At 65.2% G+C, this 15816-nt stretch carries 24 protein-coding genes and 1 tRNA gene; 17 read left to right on the top strand and 8 right to left on the bottom strand.

Features of this window, described 5'->3' with window-relative positions; all coding sequences use genetic code 11:
• Positions 1–34 precede the first annotated feature (34 nt).
• The 4 genes from SAMIE_RS15475 (at position 35) to SAMIE_RS15460 (ending at position 2435) form a co-directional block, all read left to right on the top strand.
• Entirely contained in the window at positions 35–1087 is a 1053-nt protein-coding gene (locus tag SAMIE_RS15475) for a ribonucleotide-diphosphate reductase subunit beta (protein WP_066699960.1), read from the top strand.
• A gap of 84 nt (positions 1088–1171) precedes the next feature.
• Positions 1172–1432: a hypothetical protein gene (locus tag SAMIE_RS15470; protein ID WP_066699962.1), complete on the top strand. Its 261-nt coding sequence runs from the start codon at positions 1172–1174 to the stop codon at positions 1430–1432.
• Between the two features lie 24 nt (positions 1433–1456).
• A complete protein-coding gene (locus SAMIE_RS15465; protein ID WP_066699964.1) occupies positions 1457–1645 on the top strand; it encodes a hypothetical protein in 189 nt (62 codons plus the stop codon).
• A gap of 280 nt (positions 1646–1925) precedes the next feature.
• Entirely contained in the window at positions 1926–2435 is a 510-nt protein-coding gene (locus tag SAMIE_RS15460; RefSeq protein ID WP_066699966.1) for a glycine zipper 2TM domain-containing protein, read from the top strand.
• Positions 2436–2477: 42 nt separating this feature from the next.
• Here SAMIE_RS15460 and SAMIE_RS15455 read toward each other — a convergent pair whose 3' ends face one another.
• Positions 2478–2825, bottom strand: a complete 348-nt coding sequence (locus SAMIE_RS15455) for a hypothetical protein (protein WP_066699967.1) — start codon at positions 2823–2825, stop codon at positions 2478–2480.
• Positions 2826–2965: 140 nt separating this feature from the next.
• On the opposite strand from SAMIE_RS15455, the gene SAMIE_RS15450 reads away from it, so the two are divergent.
• The 5 genes from SAMIE_RS15450 (at position 2966) to SAMIE_RS15430 (ending at position 6008) form a co-directional block, all read left to right on the top strand.
• Positions 2966–3346 (top strand): RidA family protein, encoded by a 381-nt coding sequence (locus SAMIE_RS15450; protein ID WP_066699969.1) that lies wholly within the window; start codon positions 2966–2968, stop codon positions 3344–3346.
• 14 nt (positions 3347–3360) lie between these two features.
• On the top strand, positions 3361–3717 hold the full coding sequence (locus tag SAMIE_RS15445; protein ID WP_066699971.1) for an ArsC family reductase: 357 nt from the start codon (positions 3361–3363) through the stop codon (positions 3715–3717).
• A 38-nt stretch (positions 3718–3755) separates the two neighbouring features.
• Positions 3756–4751, top strand: coding sequence for a glycerophosphodiester phosphodiesterase (locus tag SAMIE_RS15440; protein WP_066699973.1), 996 nt, complete (start codon positions 3756–3758; stop codon positions 4749–4751).
• 45 nt (positions 4752–4796) lie between these two features.
• Positions 4797–5216 carry an RrF2 family transcriptional regulator gene (locus SAMIE_RS15435; protein ID WP_066700046.1) on the top strand — a complete coding sequence of 140 codons (420 nt, stop codon included), beginning with the start codon at positions 4797–4799 and terminating at the stop codon, positions 5214–5216.
• Positions 5217–5348: 132 nt separating this feature from the next.
• Entirely contained in the window at positions 5349–6008 is a 660-nt protein-coding gene (locus SAMIE_RS15430) for an MBL fold metallo-hydrolase (protein ID WP_066699975.1), read from the top strand.
• A 4-nt stretch (positions 6009–6012) separates the two neighbouring features.
• Here SAMIE_RS15430 and SAMIE_RS15425 read toward each other — a convergent pair whose 3' ends face one another.
• On the bottom strand, positions 6013–6441 hold the full coding sequence (locus SAMIE_RS15425) for an MAPEG family protein (protein WP_066699977.1): 429 nt from the start codon (positions 6439–6441) through the stop codon (positions 6013–6015).
• Positions 6442–6651: 210 nt separating this feature from the next.
• On the opposite strand from SAMIE_RS15425, the gene rpmF reads away from it, so the two are divergent.
• The 5 genes from rpmF to SAMIE_RS15400 all read left to right on the top strand — a co-directional run bounded on the left by rpmF (position 6652) and on the right by SAMIE_RS15400 (position 9675).
• Positions 6652–6831 (top strand): 50S ribosomal protein L32, encoded by a 180-nt coding sequence (rpmF, locus tag SAMIE_RS15420; protein WP_066699979.1) that lies wholly within the window; start codon positions 6652–6654, stop codon positions 6829–6831.
• Positions 6832–6898: 67 nt separating this feature from the next.
• Positions 6899–7924 carry a phosphate acyltransferase PlsX gene (gene plsX, locus SAMIE_RS15415; RefSeq protein ID WP_066699984.1) on the top strand — a complete coding sequence of 342 codons (1026 nt, stop codon included), beginning with the start codon at positions 6899–6901 and terminating at the stop codon, positions 7922–7924.
• Entirely contained in the window at positions 7921–8889 is a 969-nt protein-coding gene (locus SAMIE_RS15410; RefSeq protein WP_066699986.1) for a beta-ketoacyl-ACP synthase III, read from the top strand. The genes plsX and SAMIE_RS15410 overlap by 4 nt, the downstream gene beginning before the upstream one ends.
• Before the next feature lie 89 nt (positions 8890–8978).
• Positions 8979–9275, top strand: coding sequence for an integration host factor subunit alpha (locus SAMIE_RS15405; RefSeq protein WP_066699991.1), 297 nt, complete (start codon positions 8979–8981; stop codon positions 9273–9275).
• Between the two features lie 67 nt (positions 9276–9342).
• Positions 9343–9675 carry a MerR family transcriptional regulator gene (locus tag SAMIE_RS15400; protein ID WP_066699993.1) on the top strand — a complete coding sequence of 111 codons (333 nt, stop codon included), beginning with the start codon at positions 9343–9345 and terminating at the stop codon, positions 9673–9675.
• Between the two features lie 7 nt (positions 9676–9682).
• On the opposite strand, the gene SAMIE_RS15395 is transcribed toward SAMIE_RS15400, so the two are convergent.
• The 3 genes from SAMIE_RS15395 to SAMIE_RS15385 all read right to left on the bottom strand — a co-directional run bounded on the left by SAMIE_RS15395 (position 9683) and on the right by SAMIE_RS15385 (position 11310).
• On the bottom strand, positions 9683–10087 hold the full coding sequence (locus SAMIE_RS15395; protein WP_066699995.1) for a hypothetical protein: 405 nt from the start codon (positions 10085–10087) through the stop codon (positions 9683–9685).
• Positions 10088–10148: 61 nt separating this feature from the next.
• Positions 10149–10871: a hydroxyacylglutathione hydrolase gene (gloB, locus tag SAMIE_RS15390; protein ID WP_066699997.1), complete on the bottom strand. Its 723-nt coding sequence runs from the start codon at positions 10869–10871 to the stop codon at positions 10149–10151.
• A 4-nt stretch (positions 10872–10875) separates the two neighbouring features.
• Positions 10876–11310, bottom strand: a complete 435-nt coding sequence (locus SAMIE_RS15385; RefSeq protein WP_066700002.1) for a VOC family protein — start codon at positions 11308–11310, stop codon at positions 10876–10878.
• A 104-nt stretch (positions 11311–11414) separates the two neighbouring features.
• Between SAMIE_RS15385 and SAMIE_RS15380 the strand changes: the two genes are divergently transcribed.
• A complete protein-coding gene (locus SAMIE_RS15380) occupies positions 11415–12122 on the top strand; it encodes an SIMPL domain-containing protein (protein ID WP_066700004.1) in 708 nt (235 codons plus the stop codon).
• Between the two features lie 3 nt (positions 12123–12125).
• Here the strand turns inward: SAMIE_RS15380 and SAMIE_RS15375 are convergent, their stop codons facing one another.
• The 3 genes from SAMIE_RS15375 to SAMIE_RS15365 form a co-directional block, all read right to left on the bottom strand.
• Positions 12126–12371 carry a hypothetical protein gene (locus tag SAMIE_RS15375; protein ID WP_066700006.1) on the bottom strand — a complete coding sequence of 82 codons (246 nt, stop codon included), beginning with the start codon at positions 12369–12371 and terminating at the stop codon, positions 12126–12128.
• A 90-nt stretch (positions 12372–12461) separates the two neighbouring features.
• On the bottom strand, positions 12462–13352 hold the full coding sequence (locus SAMIE_RS15370) for a tetratricopeptide repeat protein (protein ID WP_066700008.1): 891 nt from the start codon (positions 13350–13352) through the stop codon (positions 12462–12464).
• The gene (locus tag SAMIE_RS15365) at positions 13352–14107 is read right to left on the bottom strand and encodes an alpha/beta fold hydrolase (protein WP_066700010.1); all 756 of its coding nucleotides are present in this window, start codon (positions 14105–14107) and stop codon (positions 13352–13354) included. The genes SAMIE_RS15370 and SAMIE_RS15365 overlap by 1 nt, the downstream gene beginning before the upstream one ends.
• A 124-nt stretch (positions 14108–14231) precedes the next feature.
• Between SAMIE_RS15365 and SAMIE_RS15360 the strand changes: the two genes are divergently transcribed.
• Together SAMIE_RS15360 and SAMIE_RS15355 are read left to right on the top strand one after the other, a co-directional pair.
• Positions 14232–14318: transfer RNA gene (locus SAMIE_RS15360), tRNA-Leu, on the top strand.
• Positions 14319–14484: 166 nt separating this feature from the next.
• Positions 14485–15708 (top strand): tyrosine-type recombinase/integrase, encoded by a 1224-nt coding sequence (locus tag SAMIE_RS15355; RefSeq protein WP_066700011.1) that lies wholly within the window; start codon positions 14485–14487, stop codon positions 15706–15708.
• Positions 15709–15816 lie beyond the last annotated feature (108 nt).

Raw genomic sequence — 15816 nt, 5'->3', positions numbered from 1 at the left:
TTCATTCGTAACAAATTCTCCGGAGTAACCCGTCATGCCCCTTCTCCAAGCCTCCAAGGTCTACAAGCCCTTCGAATATCCCTGGGCCTATGAATATTGGAAGCGTCAGCAGCAGCTCCACTGGCTGCCCGAGGAAGTGCCCCTGGGCGAGGATTGCCGCGACTGGGCGCAGAAGCTCTCCGACCATGAACGCAACCTGCTGACCCAGATCTTCCGCTTCTTCACGCAGGCGGACGTGGAGGTGCAGGATTGCTACCACGAAAAATATGGCCGGGTGTTCAAGCCGACCGAGGTCAAGATGATGCTGACCGCGTTCAGCAACATGGAAACGGTGCACATCGCCGCCTACAGCCATCTGCTCGACACGATCGGCATGCCCGAAACCGAATATAGCGCCTTCATGCAGTATAAGGAGATGAAGGACAAACACGACTATCTCGCCCAGTTCGGCGTCGATACGGATGAGGACATCGCCAAGACGCTCGCCATGTTTGGCGGCTTCACCGAAGGGCTGCAGCTCTTTGCCTCCTTCGCGATGCTGATGAACTTCCCGCGCTTCAACAAGATGAAGGGCATGGGCCAGATCGTCACCTGGTCGATCCGCGACGAAACGCTCCATTGCGAAGGCATCATCAAGCTGTTCCACGCCTTCTGCGCGGAACGCGGCTGTCTGACCCCGGCGGTCAAGGATGATATCATGGACATGTGCCAGAAGACCGTCCGGATCGAGGACGCGTTCGTCGATCTGGTCTTCGAAATGGGGCCGGTGCCCGGCATGACGCCCAAGGACATCAAGAAATATGTCCGCTACATCGCCGACTGGCGGCTGGGGCAACTGGGCCTGAAGCCCATCTACATGATCGACGAGCATCCGCTCCCCTGGCTGACGCCGCTGCTGAACGGCGTGGAGCACGCCAACTTCTTCGAAACCCGCGCCACCGAATATTCGAAGGGCGCGACCCGGGGTCAGTGGAACGACGTCTGGGACGCCTTCGACCGCCGCCAGAAGATCAAGGGCACAGAAGCCGCCAACGCCGACGACGAAGGCCCGGACATGTTCAAGGCTGCGGGGATTGCGGCGGAGTAAGCGCCGGGACCGGATAGTTTCAAACGTCTCCGAAACGGATTCATCTCCCGCCAAAATGGTGGGAGATGTCTCTATGGTCGCGGCATGTCCGACCCAGCACCGACCCGCCACGCCTATATCTGTCACCTCTGCGGCAGCGATCATGTCGTGCGGGATGCCTGGGCGGTATGGGATGTCGTGACGCAGATGTGGGTTCTCGACACGCTGTTCGACCATGCCCATTGCCACCAGTGCCTCGCGGCGACGCGGCTGGAGCGGGTGGTGCTCAGCAGCCCCATGACCTTTGCCGCCCCGCCGCTGCCGCCATCGTCAGAGCCGGAGGCGATGCTCGTGACACATCCTTAACCGGCAAGGGGCTAGGGTGACGGCATGTTCGGCGTCCGCCTCCGCACCCTCTTCACCAGCCGCTGGTTCGCGCTGCTCTGGGCGGTGCTGGTGATCCTGACCGCGATTAACTATGTGGGGACGGGCGACGACAGGCCCGCCGACGCGGCTAACGGGACCGCCCCCGACGGCCTCACCAACGATCAGCGTGCCGCCATCGCCAACGCGCTCTGACAGCCCCGCTCGGGACCGCCCGTCCGCTGTCCTATCCCGTCCCTTTCATGGCACACAGGCTGTTGGAGAATGCTCCCGCCCGATGCCTCGCCCACGCAACAATGATGCGTGAATAGGAAAGAAAATGCGCAAACTTGCGGGAAATATGCGAAGCTAAGGGGTAAGCGCGCGCCCCGCACCCTCCCCTGACCGCCGCCTGAACAGGGGGTTTTGTTCCGTTCATGCAACATAGATCAAAGACGCGGGTTCTTGCCCTCACATCAGGAGCAAGGAGACCCTCATGTCCTTTTCGATGAAGCAGATGCTCGCTGCCCTTTCGCTGGGCGCGATGACGCTGACCGGCATCGCCGCGACCCCCGCTCTCGCCCAGCCCGGCCATGCTAAAGGCAAGCACGGCAATCCCGGCCACGGCCGCAACGACTGGAAGCATGGCGGCAAGCATGACGACCGCCGCGATGCGCGCCGTCCGGGCCGCGTCGTCTATAATTACGACTGGAACCGGCCCGATCCGCGCTACGGGCGCAACTACCGCCCCGACCGCTATTACCACACCGGCTACGATCCGATCCGGGTCGACCGCCGCACGCGCATCTATCGCGGCTATGACAACCGCTATTATTGCCGCCGCAATGACGGCACCACCGGCCTGATCGTGGGCGCGGCGCTGGGCGGGCTGCTGGGCAACCAGATCGCGCAGGGTCAGTCGAACCTGCTCGGCACGCTGATCGGCGGCGGCGCGGGCGCGTTGCTCGGCCGCGAGATCGACCGTGGCGGCGTAAGCTGCCGCTAAGGGGATGGCGGGGAGGGCAGCGCGCTCTTCCCGCCCGCACCCTCACCCGAGATCGTCGTCGTCCCCCGTGACCGTATCATAGAGGTCGTCGCCGTCATCCTCCTCCTCGGTTGCTCCAAGGACATCTTCCTCATCGTCCATCTGCGGTTCCCCGGCATAGGCGTCCATGTCGACATGGCCCGACCGGTTCATCGCATTCATCTTCTCGACCAGATCCTCCATGTCGTTGGGGACCAGTTGCGCGGGATCGGTCCGCCCGCCGCGCTCGCTGTCCTCGGCAGGATCGGTCTGGCGCAGCCGCGCGTCGTCCGCGACCTGCTGCGCCTGCGCGCCGCTGTCGTCCTGCTCGCTATTCTCTTCGATCTCGCGATCGGGGATCGGGCGCTCCATGGCCTGCTCTCCTTGAAAGGGGGTAGAGCACCTCAAACGGCCTGGACCGCCCGCTGTTCCGGCGAAAGCGCTGGACAGGGGGTTCCCCAGCGGCCAAAGGCGCGGACGATCCTTTCGCATCGCAGCAGGAATCCCCCGTCATGCCCCGCCAGCTCATTTCCTCCGGCTCGCCCTTTGAGGCTCAGGTCGGCTATTCGCGCGCCGTCGTCCAGGGCGACTGGTGCTTCGTCGCCGGCACCACCGGTACCGATCCTGAAACGAAGACCATGCCCGAAGACGTCGTGGTGCAGGGGCGCAACGCGCTTGCCGTCATCGGCAAGGCGCTGGAGCAGGCGGGCTTTTCCTTCGCCGATGTCGTGCGCGTCACTTACTATATCACCGACCCCGCTTACTGGGACGTGATGGGCGAAATCGCCGGGCCGGTCTTCGGCGACATCCGCCCGGCGGCAAGCTGCGTCATTGCAGGCCTCGTCAAGCCCGAGATGAAGATCGAAATCGAAGTCACCGCCTTCAAAGGGTAACAGGGGTTAGCATCATGATTACCATGTATGGCATCAAGAATTGCGACACGGTCAAGAAAGCCCGCAACTGGCTGGACAATGAACGCGTCGCCTACAGCTTCCACGACTATAAGGTGTCGGGCGTGGACAGGGACCGGGTGGAGGAATGGGTGATGGAGCATGGCTGGGAAACCATCCTCAATCGCTCCGGCACGACCTTCAAGGCGCTGGACGCGGGCGACAAGGCGCATATCGACGCGGACAAGGCGATTCTGCTGATGCTCGCCAGCCCCTCGATGATCAAGCGCCCGATCCTCGACACCGGCAAGGGCACGATCGTCGGGTTCAAGGCAACGACCTACGAGAACGCGCTTCAGGGCGTGAAGGCGTGAGGCCGAGGGGGCTGCTCCATGCGGGACTGTTTCTCCTCATGAGCCTCGCCCCCGCCGCCCCGCTGCTCGCCGCCGACCCGATACTCATCGCCCATCGCGGCGCGAGCGGGGAGCGGCCCGAACATACGCTCGCCAGCTATGAACGCGCCATCGACGAAGGCGCGGACTATATCGAACCCGACCTCGTGCTGACGAAGGACGGGGTCCTCGTCGCCCGGCACGAAAATGAGATCGGCGGCACCACAGACGTCGCCGACCATCCCGAATTTGCCGACCGCAGGACGACGAAGACCATCGACAGCGTCGCCGTAACCGGATGGTTCACCGAGGATTTCACCCTCGCCGAACTGCGCACCCTGCGCGCCCGCGAGCGTCTGCCCGACCTGCGCCCCGCCAATGTCCGCTTCAACGACCTCTATCTCATCCCCACATTCGAGGAGATATTGAAGCTGGTCCGCGCCAAGGAAGCCGAAACCCACCGGCGCATCGGCCTCTATCCCGAAACCAAGCATCCGACCTATTTCGCGAAGATCGGCCTGCCGCATCAGGAGGCGCTGCTGACGCTCCTGTCGAAATATGGCTATGAGACGCAGGCCGATCCGGTCTTCATCCAGTCGTTCGAGGTGGGCAACCTCAAGGCGCTGCGCGCCGCCACGCGCCTGCGCCTCATCCAGCTCGTCGCCGCGGAGGGCGGCCCCGCCGACCAGCCCGGCACCAGCTATGCCGACATGCTGACGCTTGCGGGGCTGAAGGATATCGCGACCTACGCCGACGGCATCGGCCCCGCCGCCACGCAGGTGATCGCGCCCGAAGGCCCGACCGCGCTGGTCGCTCGCGCGCACGAGGCCGGGTTGCAGGTCCATGTCTGGACGCTGCGGATAGAAAACGGCTTCCTTCCCGACCCATATCGCCGCCCCGACGACCCGCAGGGCCGGGGCGACTTTACCGGCTGGGTCCGCGCCATCGTCGCGGCGGGCGTCGACGGTTTCTTCAGCGACTTTCCGGCACAGGCAAGAGCGGCGCTCCAGCCCTGAGCTAAGCGCTTGCCAAAGCCCGCGCGCGGGGCGAATAACCAATATATGTTGTCCCAGAAGACCCGCTACGCCATCCGCGCGCTGCAACATCTCGCCGATCGCTACCGCCAGGGTCCGGTGCCGCTGAACGAGATCGCGACGCGGCAGAACATCCCCGCCAAATTTCTGACCGTCATCCTCTCCGAACTGTCACGCGAGGGGCTGGTCGCGACGCAGCGGGGCAGGGACGGGGGCTATTGGCTGGCGCTGGCGCCGGTCGACATCAGCTATGGCGACATCGTCCGGCTGACGCGCGGGTCGCTGGCGCTCACGCCCTGCGCCAGCCGCTTCGCGCATGAAAGCTGCACCAACTGCCTGCCCGAATCCGAATGCCGCCTGCACCGCGTGATGCTCAAGGTGCGGGACGAGATGGCAAAGGTGCTGGACGGCATCAGCCTTGCGGACCCGCTGGTGCTGGAGGGATGAACGGGTTGTTCGCTGTGTTCGGATCGCTGCAGGAAAGGTGAGGCCTTCGACCGGCTCAGCCGCGAACGGAGGAGAGGGCGTGCGGAAGATCGGGGGCTTGCGGATGGCTTGTCCCTCCGCCACATCCACCTCATGACCCAGCCGCCACTCAAAGCCGCCATCGTGCCCGTGACGCCGCTCCAGCAGAACTGCACGCTCTTCTGGTGCACGCAGACGATGCGCGGCGCGTTCGTCGATCCCGGCGGCGACCTGCCCGTCCTCAGGCGCGCGGCGCAGCAGCATGGCGTCACCATCGAGAAGATCCTCGTCACCCACGGCCATATCGACCATTGCGGGCAGGCGGGCATCCTTGCCGAGGAACTGGGCGTGCCCATCGAAGGGCCGCATGAGGAGGACCGTTTCTGGATCGACAAGCTCCAGAGCGATGGCGTCAAATATGGAATAGAGGGCCGCCCGTTCGAGCCGGACCGCTGGCTGGTCGATGGCGACCGGGTCACTGTGGGCGACCTGACGCTCGACGTCTATCACTGCCCCGGCCACACGCCCGGCCATGTCGTGTTCCACCATGCGCCCAGCAAGCTCGCCATCGTCGGCGATGTGCTGTTTCAGGGGTCGGTCGGCCGCACCGACTTCCCGCGCGGCAATCACCAGCAGCTCATCGACGCGATCACGGGCAAGCTCTGGCCGCTCGGCGGCGACACCGCCTTCGTGCCCGGCCATGGCCCGATGAGCAATTTCGCGCACGAACGGCGCAGCAATCCCTTCGTCGCCGATTCGGTGCTGGCGCGCTGAAAGCTCAGCGCTGCGCCATTGCGGGCGGCACGGGAACCTCCCGCGTGGCGCCATAGGCGATGGTCAGCGCGGCGACGGCCAGCGCCGCCGTGATCGCCCAGGTCAGGACGGCCCCGCCCGCCCGCCACAATGTCGTCGCATCCGCGTCCATGCCGAAGGCGTGGGCGATCCGCGCGGCCATATAGGCGAGCGCCGCGATCCACAGCCAGATCGACGCCCCCGCCGCCAGCTCGATCCCGCCGCACAGGATCAGCACGATTGGCGTATATTCGATGAAATTGGCATGCGCCCGCATCCGCCGCGCCAGCAGCGCGTGGCCCGCGTCGCCATGCATCACCTTGTCCCTGATGCGGAACCGCGCGCAGCGAATCGCCAGCCACAGGTTGAGCAGCGCGCAGGCGGCGGCGAAGGTCAGCGTGATCGGCAGCAGCATGGGTCGTCCATCTCCTCATATCGTCCGGAACACTCTAGGACCGCCGCGCCGCACGGCAAGGAAGCACTTGCGTGGCGGCCAAAAAGCGCTATAGGCGCAGGGCTTCGCGATCACCCGGGCCGCATGGGTCTGCGGCGCCGTTGGCGTCGGCATCTCATGGGACACCGGCCAGTCGCACAACCAGATCGAAATATGGAATAAGGTGCCGACATGGCTGTCCCCAAGCGCAAGACTTCCCCTTCCCGCCGCGGCATGCGCCGCAGCCACGATGCGCTCCGCGTCGAGGCGTATAACGAATGCTCGAACTGCGGCGAACTGAAGCGTCCGCACAATCTGTGCGACGCCTGCGGTCATTATAACGGCCGTGAAATCGTCGCCGTCGGGGCGTAAGTCTCTCCTCTACTCCGCAAAGGGGTGACATAAAGTGTCCAGCCAGCCGCGAATCGCCATAGACGCGATGGGCGGGGACGAAGGTGTGCGTGTGATGATGGCGGGGGCCGCGCTGGCCCGCCGCCGCCACGACGGCCTGCGGTTCACCCTGTTCGGCGACGAGGCGCAGATCAAGGCGGCTCTGGACAACCACCCCAATCTGCGCGCGGCGTCGGACGTGGTCCATGCCGACACGGTCGTCGACGGTTCGGACAAGCCCAGCGTCGCCATCCGCAAGAAGTCCAGCTCCATGAGCATGGCCATCGCCGCCGTGAAGGCGGGCGAGGCGGGCGCTGCCGTATCGGCGGGCAATACCGGCGCGTTGATGGCGATGGCGAAGCTGGCGCTGCGCACCATGAAGGGCGTCGACCGGCCCGCGCTCGCGGCGATGCTGCCGACGCTGGGCGACAATGACGTCATCATGCTGGATCTGGGCGCGAACACCGAATGCGACGCCCGCAACCTCGTCCAGTTCGCGGTGATGGGCGCGGCCTATGCCCGCATCGCCCTGGACCTCGATCGCCCGCGCGTCCGCTTGCTCAACATCGGGACGGAGGAACTCAAGGGCACCGACGAGATCCGCGACGCCGCCGCCGTGCTGCGCGCCGCCGACAATCTCTCGCTGCGCTTCGACGGCTTCACCGAAGGCGACAAGATCGGCAAGGGCGATACCGATGTGATCGTGTGCGACGGTTTTTCGGGCAATGTCGCGCTCAAGACGGCGGAGGGCACCGCCCGCTTCGTCACCGATGTGCTGCGCAAGGCGTTCACCAGCTCGCTGCGCTCGAAGATCGGTTTCCTCATCTCGAAGCCCGCGATGCACCTGCTCAAACATCATCTCGATCCCAACAATCATAATGGCGCGGTCTTCCTCGGTCTGAACGGCGTCGTCGTGAAGAGCCATGGCAGCGCCGATGAAAAGGGCGTGGCGAACGCCGTCCATGTCGCCGCCCGCCTGCTGGAAGAAGACATCACCCGCCGCATCGCCGCCGACATCGCCGACATCCAGTCGCTTTCGGCCGCCGCGTCCAGACTGGAGCAGCCCGCCAAGTGATCCGCCGCTCTCTCCTGCTGGGCACGGGGTCGGCCCTCCCCGCGCGCAGCGTCAGCAATGCCGAACTGGCGCAGACCGTGGACACGAGCGACGAATGGATCGTCGAGCGCACCGGCATCCGCAACCGCCATATCGCAGGCGACGGGGAAACGACCGCGACGCTGGCCGCCGACGCCGCGCGCCGGGCGCTGGAAGCCGCGGGTCTTGCCGCGCAGGACATCGACCTCATCATCCTCGCCACCGCGACGCCGGACCAGACCTTCCCCGCCGCCGCGACGAAGGTGCAGGCGATGCTGGGCATCGACGATTGCGTCGCCTTCGATGTGGCGGCGGTCTGTTCGGGCTTCCTCTATGCCGTCACCGTCGCCGACAGCATGATCCGGTCGGGCGCCGCCAACCGTGCGCTGGTGATCGGGTCTGAAACCTTCAGCCGTATCCTCGACTGGGAAGATCGCGCGACCTGCGTCCTCTTCGGCGACGGCGCAGGCGCGGTGGTGCTGGGCGCGGAAGAGAGCGCGGACGGCGCGCGCGGCATCCTCGCCGCCAAGCTCCATGCCGATGGCCGCCACAACCAGCTTCTCTATGTCGACGGCGGGCCTTCCACCACGCAGACGGTCGGCAAGCTGCGGATGCGGGGGCAGGAAGTGTTCCGCCACGCCGTCGTCAATCTGGCTTCCGTGCTGGGCGAAGTGCTGGCGCTCGCGGGCCTTGAGGTCGCGGACATCGACTGGCTGGTGCCGCATCAGGCCAATGCCCGCATCCTCGATGCCACCGCCCGCAAGCTGAAACTTTCCCCCGAACGCGTGGTCGTGACGGTGGACCGGCACGCCAACACCTCCGCCGCTTCGGTGCCGCTCGCCCTCGACCTCGCCATGCGTGACGGGCGGATCAGGAACGGCGATATTGTCGTGCTAGAGGCGATGGGTGGCGGCTTCACCTGGGGGGCGTGCGTCCTGCGCGTGTAAGCGCAAGCAAATACTTGCCAAATCCCACGAAATCCCGCAATATTCCTCTGTCGCGGGGGCGACGAGAGAATCGGTTTTTGGGGGTCGGAATGAGCGGTAACGGCACTTTGACACGGGCGGATCTGGCAGACAGCGTCAACCGTCATGTCGGACTTTCGCGGGCGGAGGCTGCGGCCTTGGTCGAATCCATTCTCGAACATATGTCGAGCGCGCTGGAACGCGGAGAAAACGTCAAGATTTCCAGCTTCGGCACATTCGTCCTGCGCGACAAGACGCAGCGCATGGGCCGCAATCCCAAGACCGGGATCGAAGTGCCGATCGAGCCGCGCCGCGTGCTGACCTTCCGCGCCAGCCAGACGATGCGCGACAAGGTCGCGTCCGCCTGACGCCTGTTCAAGGCGTTTTATGACAATCGGTTGACGGCCCCGGCTTCATGGGTGCACCATTGCGCCCATGAAGGAAGAGGGTGCTTTCCTGACCATCACCGAACTGGCCGGCGAGCTTGGCGTGGCTCCGCATATCCTGCGCTATTGGGAAACGCGCTTTCCCACGCTCCGCCCGCTGCAACGGTCGGGCAACCGGCGCTATTACCGCCCGGCCGATGTCGATCTGGCACGGCGCATCCACCGCCTGCTCTCGGTGGAGGGCTTCACCGTAAAGGGCGCGCAAAAGGCGCTGGAAGACAGCGACGGCCCGCCGCCTGCGGCACCGCCGGAGGAGGGCGCCTCGCTCCTCTCCCGGCTTCAGGCCATTCGCGACCAGTTCGCCCGCGCCATCGGCGACTAGGCGGGGGCTATTTGGCGGGGGCGCGATAGGGGATGAAGTCGCCCAGCGCGCACGCGCCCGTCTGCATGCCCGTCATCAGGTTCGCCGTGGTCGCGAAATCGCCCCGGCACATCTGCGACGTATAGCTGCGCAGGATCAGCGTATCGCCCGACGCCAGCCCGCTGCAACTGCCGATCAGCTCATTCTTGTAAACCAGCTTCCGGCTCACCCGATACAGCACCACATTGTTGCTGATGACCTGAAGGTTGGTCGACGGCTCCCGGTTGATGCAGCTCATCTTCTCGCCGGGAACCTTGCCCGCCAGCGCCTTGTCGAGTTCGGACGCCTGTTTGTCAGTCAGCGGCCGTGGTTCATAGCTTCCGGTACAGGCCGCGAGGATCATCGGGGCCGCCAGCATCGTCCATGCGCGCATCTGCTCTCTCCGTCTCTGTGCGCCCTTATGAAACAAGGACGCTGCTGTCGGCCCGAAACCGTCAGGCCGCGTCCTTCGCCGCCCGCCGCGCCGCCAGTTCATCGACGCTCGCGGCACGCAGGAAGATGTTGGTCGCGCGCTCCGCGCCGATGGTGGTCGGCACCGTCGCCTCGCCGACGGCGCGCAGAGCCTCCACCTGCGTCACGCGCCGGGCGAGGTCCGCATTGTCCGGATCGACGCTGAGGGCAAAGCGCCCGTTCGAGAGCGTATATTCGTGTGCGCAATAGACCGCCGTTTCGTCGGGCAGGCGCGCGAAACGCTGCATGTTGGCGAACATCTGCGCCGCCGTCCCCTCGAACAGCCGTCCGCACCCCATCGCGAACAGCGTGTCCCCGACAAAGATCATGGTTTCGTCCGCCAGATGATAGGCGATATGTCCTGCGGTATGCGCGGGCACCTCCATGACGGCGGCTTCGTGCCGGCCGATCCGCACCCGGTCGCCTTCGGCCACTTCGACGTCCAGCGTGCCGATCTTCTCGGCTTCCGCTGCCGGGCCGGTGATGGTGCATCCGGTCGCCGCCCTGATCGCCGCGTTGCCGCCGACATGATCGGGATGCCAGTGCGTGTTCCAGATCTGTCCGATCTTCCACCCCCGCGCCTGCGCCTGCGCCAGCACCGGTTCCGCCACAGCGGGATCGACGACGACCGTATCGCCGCTCTCCCCATCATGCAGCAGCCAGACATAATTGTCGGAAAGGACCGGGATGCGGACGACTTCGATCATCGGCTTACCATTCCCCGACATTGGGCATCGACGCCCAGGGTTCCGCCGGTTCCAGCCGTCCGTCCTGCAACAGTTCGATCGAGATATTGTCGGGCGTCCGCACGAATGCCATGTGCCCGTCGCGCGGCGGGCGGTTGATCGTGACGCCCGCGTCCATCAGCCGCTGGCATGTCTCGTAGATATTCTCGACCCGGTAGGCGAGATGGCCGAAATTGCGCCCGCCGCCATAGACTTCTGCCGTGCTGCCATCCGCCGCTGGCCAGTTATAGGTTAGCTCCACCTGCGCGTCCTCATCCCCCGGCGCAGCGAGAAAGACCAGCGTGAAACGTCCCTGCTCGCTGTCGAAGCGCTTCACTTCCCCAAGACCCAGCAGTTCGAAGAAATGGACCGTCGCGTCGATATCGGTAACGCGGATCATGGTGTGCAGATATTTGGGCAAGGCTCAAGCTCCGTTCGCCGCCATCAAGCGGCGGTTCATCCATGCGGTGGTAGCTATCCGCCAAGATAGTGCGGCGCAGCCCCGCGCGGAAGAGGAGCCGTAACATGGGATGGGAAACGCGCGACAGGATCATATTGGGCGGCGCGGCGGTGCTGGCGTTCGGCATGGTGGCGGGCGGCTATCTGCTGGGCGATGGCCTCACCCGCGCCAAGGCGGCGGATCGGTCCGTGACCGTGCGCGGCCTCGCCGAAAAGGATGTGACGGCGGACCTTGCGACCTGGTCGATCAGCTATTCCGCGACCGGCTTCGACCTCCCCACCGTGCGCGGTCAGATTGACGCCAATACGCGGGAACTGCGCGCCTATTTCGAAGGGCTGGGGTTCCGGCCCGAAGCGCTCACGCCCGTGGGCGCGGGCGTCAACCAGTGGCTCAATAACGGCGTCAATACCATCACCATCACCCAGCGCATGCTGCTGCGCACGAACGACATCGCCCGCGCCCAGCGCGCCGTCGCGCAGCAGTTCGACCTCGTCCGCCGGGGCGTCACGCTTCAGGAGGGGTCGGGAATGCGCTACAGCTTCACGAAGCTCAACAACATCAAGCCGCAGATGGTCGCCGCCGCCACCCGCGACGCGCGCGCAGCCGCCGAGCAGTTCGCCAAGGATTCAGGCGCGGGCGTCAGCGGCATCAAGAGCGCGACGCAGGGCTATTTCTCGATCGAACCCCGCGACGGGGAGGGTGGCGAGGGCGGCAGCGACACGCCCTTCAAGAAGGTGCGCGTCGTCACCACCGTCGACTTTTACCTGCGCTAGAAGTCAGCAGCGGCCCCGGCGGCGTTCACGGCGGGTGCAGCGGTCGCTATTGTCGCCGATGATCGCGCCCGCCGCGCCGCCGATTACAGCGCCCTCCGCCGTGCCGAGGCCCGTTGCGCTGCCCACGATCGCGCCGCCCGCGCCGCCGATCAGGCCGCCGCGCGTCGCTCCGCGCGAGCAGGCGCTCGTCGCCGCAGCGCCAGCGACCAATAATCCGATGGCGAGCGCATGTTTCAATCGGCTGTCCATTTCGCTGTCTCCTCTGTCATCCCGCTGCGGGGCGAACCGGCGGACGCAGGCCGATGTTCCGTGACAAAGTCTTGCTGAAAGCCAGCGGCTCTATTTTCCGGCAGGAGCGGGGGCCGCAAGCCGGGACAGATTGTCTGCCGCCGACCTGCCCGCAGGGCTGTCGGGCGCAAGCCTGACCGCGCGCTGCCAGGCGGAGCGGGCGACATCCTCATGGCTCGTCAGCACCGCGATATTGCCTTCCTCCAGCGCCACGCTGGCATCGTCCGGCGACAGTTGCACGGCGCGCGCGATATGCGCCTGCGCCAGACTCATCTCGCCCGATCGCCGCGCGAGCGTCGCTGACAGCAGCCAGGCGAGCGGGTCTTTGGGCGCATGGGTCAGCGCCGCATCGAGCGAGTCCCGCGCGCCCGCCGCATCGCCCAGCGCCACCAGCGCCCGCGCGCGGTCCAGATGCACCTCGCCCTTCTCGAACCCGTCGGGCAGGCCGCGCGCCAGCGCTGCGTCGAAATCCGTGCGCGCTTTGGCCGCGTCCCCGCTCGCCAGCGCGGCATTGCCCGCCTGCGCCCAGAGCCGCGCGCCCTGCGCAACCTCGCCGCCGCGCTCGGCCTCTTCCGCCGCCTGCTCGAACGCGACGATGGCGGGCGTCCAGCGCTCCGCCCGCGCATAGGCGAAGCCCATGCAATGACGCGCATAGAAGCTCCCCCCCTCGATCCGCCATTTCTGGGCGAAGGCGACGCCCGCATCCGACGATTCGATCGCGGCGTCGAGGCATTGCTGGAACGGGACGGCGAATTTTTCGGGCACCGGAATCCTACCATCCTCACGCGGTGCGGGGGCTGGCGACGCCTTGGCCGCCGCCTCCGCCGAAGCAGCCGATGCCGCTGCGGCCCGCTCCTCCTGCTTGCGCTGGCGGCTGCGGTTCATCACCGCCTCGATCTCCGGATCATAGGCCTGAAGCAGCAGGGGGAGAAAGAACGGCATCACAGGCTTTCCAGCAGAGCATCGACGGTGCGGATCAGCAGCGCGATATCCGTGTCGCGCGACAGGCGGTGGTCGCCGTCCTTAACCAGCAGCGTCTGCACATCCGATGAACGCAGCCGCGCCGCCGTGCGCACCGCAGTTTCCCACGGCACATCGGGATCGGCCTGACCATGCAGCAGCCGCACGGGGCAGTCGATGGCGATCTCGTCCTCCAGCAGCAGGTGGGCCTGCCCCGACTGCCAGAAGGCGAGCGTCGTCACATAGGGCCGGTCGGCATAGGGCGTCGGCTCCTCGATCCGCCCTTCGGTCGCCAGCAGCGCCTTGTCCGCATCGGTAAAGCCCCATTGCGTGAAATCCGGCGCCGCTGCGATGCCGACGATGCCAGCCACCCGCTCCGGCCGCGCGAGCGCCATGAGCAGCGCCAGCCACCCGCCCATCGACGATCCCGCCAGCACCGCCGGTCCCTGCGTCAGCCCGTCCATCAGCATGAGAGCATCGTCGCGCCAGCTTTCCAGCGTTCCGTCCGCAAAGCATCCCTCGCTCGCCCCGTTGCCCGCATAGTCGAGCCGCAGCATCGCCCGTCCGGTCCGCTGCGCCCAGTCATGCAGCGCCACGGCCTTCCCGCCTTCCATGTCGGACATATATCCCGGCAGGAAAACAAGCGTCGGCCCGCGCCCTTCGGAATGCCGGTAGGCGAGGCGCAGCCCGTCGGGGCGAACGAAACGGGCAGGCGGCGAAGCGTCGGTCATCGGCATCAGGCTCTTCTCATGAAAATAGCGGCTTCTCCTTAGCCTGCCCGCCGGTCGCGTCCCAAAAAAATAACCGCCCCGCGCGTTGACAGCCCCTACCCCACCGGTTAGAGGCGCGCTCCTACCCCGTGCCCAGATGGCGGAATTGGTAGACGCACCAGCTTCAGGTGCTGGCGATCGCAAGGTCGTGGAGGTTCGAGTCCTCTTCTGGGCACCATTTGTTCTTCTCGGAACATCCCAAAAAGTGTATTAAACCCGCAGAAATCCAAGGGAATTGGCCCTTGGATCGTGCCGGATCGTCCCGCCTTTTCTCGGGGGTTCCGCACATTTTTGCGGGCCTTTTGCGGGCTTTTGCAAAAACCACATTGGGAAAAGGCCCGCACATGCCTCTGACCGAAACTCGGCTTCGCGCGCTCAAGCCAAAGGACAAACCGTACAAGGTCGCCGATGATCGCGGATTGTACATCGAGGTCTCTCCATCGGGCGGCAGACTCTGGCGATTTCGCTATCGAATCGGCACCGTGGAGAAGAAGCTCTCGATCGGCTCCTATCCCGAAATCAATCTCAAGGACGCGCGCCAAGCCGCCTACGAGGCTCGCGTCAAAGTCGCGTCGGGCGGTGACCCGGCGATGGAGAAGCGCAAGCAGAAGATCCGTTCGGAATTCCTTTCCGCCCAGACATTCGAGGCGGTGGCACGCGAGTACATCGATGAGATGATGGTGCAGAACGGCCGGGCGGATGCGACGATCATCAAGGCGAACTTCTTCCTCGACCAGCTGACAGATGCCATCGGCAGTCGTCCGATTGACGAGATCGAGCCATTCGAGGTGCTGGCTCCCCTCAAGCGCCTCGAAGCGAAGGGCAAGCACGAAACCGCCAAGAAGACCCGATCCTTTGCGAGCCGTGTATTTCGCTATGGGGTTGCCACGACGCGCTGCAAAGGCGACCCTACGACCATGCTCCGCGGGGCGCTGATCACGCCCAAGGCAAAGCACTATGCCGCGATCCTTGAGCCGAAGGACCTTGGCGGGCTGCTGCGTGCGATCCAGGACTACACTGGCAACTTCATCACCCGGTATGCCCTGCTCATCGCACCTCATGTCTTTGTACGCCCTGGCGAGCTGCGGCATGCCGATTGGAAGGAGATCGACCTGGAAGAAGGCGTCTGGCGCATCCCGGAGGGCAAGATGAAGGCGCGCCGTCCTCATGCCGTGCCGTTGTCCACGCAGGTGGTCGGGTATCTCAAGGAACTTGCCGAGATGGTCGGTACCGAGGGCTATGTGTTCCCCTCCGCCCGTGCTTCTGTTCGCCCGATGAGTGAGAACACCTTGAATGCCGCCTTTCGCCGAATGGGCTTCACAAAGGACGAGGTCACCGCTCATGGTCTGCGGGCAACCGCTTCTACCATGCTGAACGAGAGCGGCCTCTGGAATCCGGACGCGATCGAACGAGGATTGGCTCATGGTGACAGCAACGCCGTTCGCGGCGTCTATCACCGTGGCAAGCACTGGGATGAACGTGTCCGCATGGCACAGTGGTGGAGCGACTACCTCGATACGATCCGGGAGGGCGGTAAGGTCATAAATGTGGCGTTCGCCAAGGGATAAGCTTAGTTTGACGGAGCTCGGTTCCAAACTGGCAAGCGATATTGTGGTGGGTTTCGAATTCCTCACGCTGGCGAACAAAACAAAAACACGATAGTCTTCCCCTGCATT

Origin of the sequence: Sphingobium amiense (assembly GCF_003967075.1) — a bacterium.
Taxonomy (GTDB): domain Bacteria; phylum Pseudomonadota; class Alphaproteobacteria; order Sphingomonadales; family Sphingomonadaceae; genus Sphingobium; species Sphingobium amiense.
This window is presented reverse-complemented; position numbering and strand designations above follow the sequence as displayed.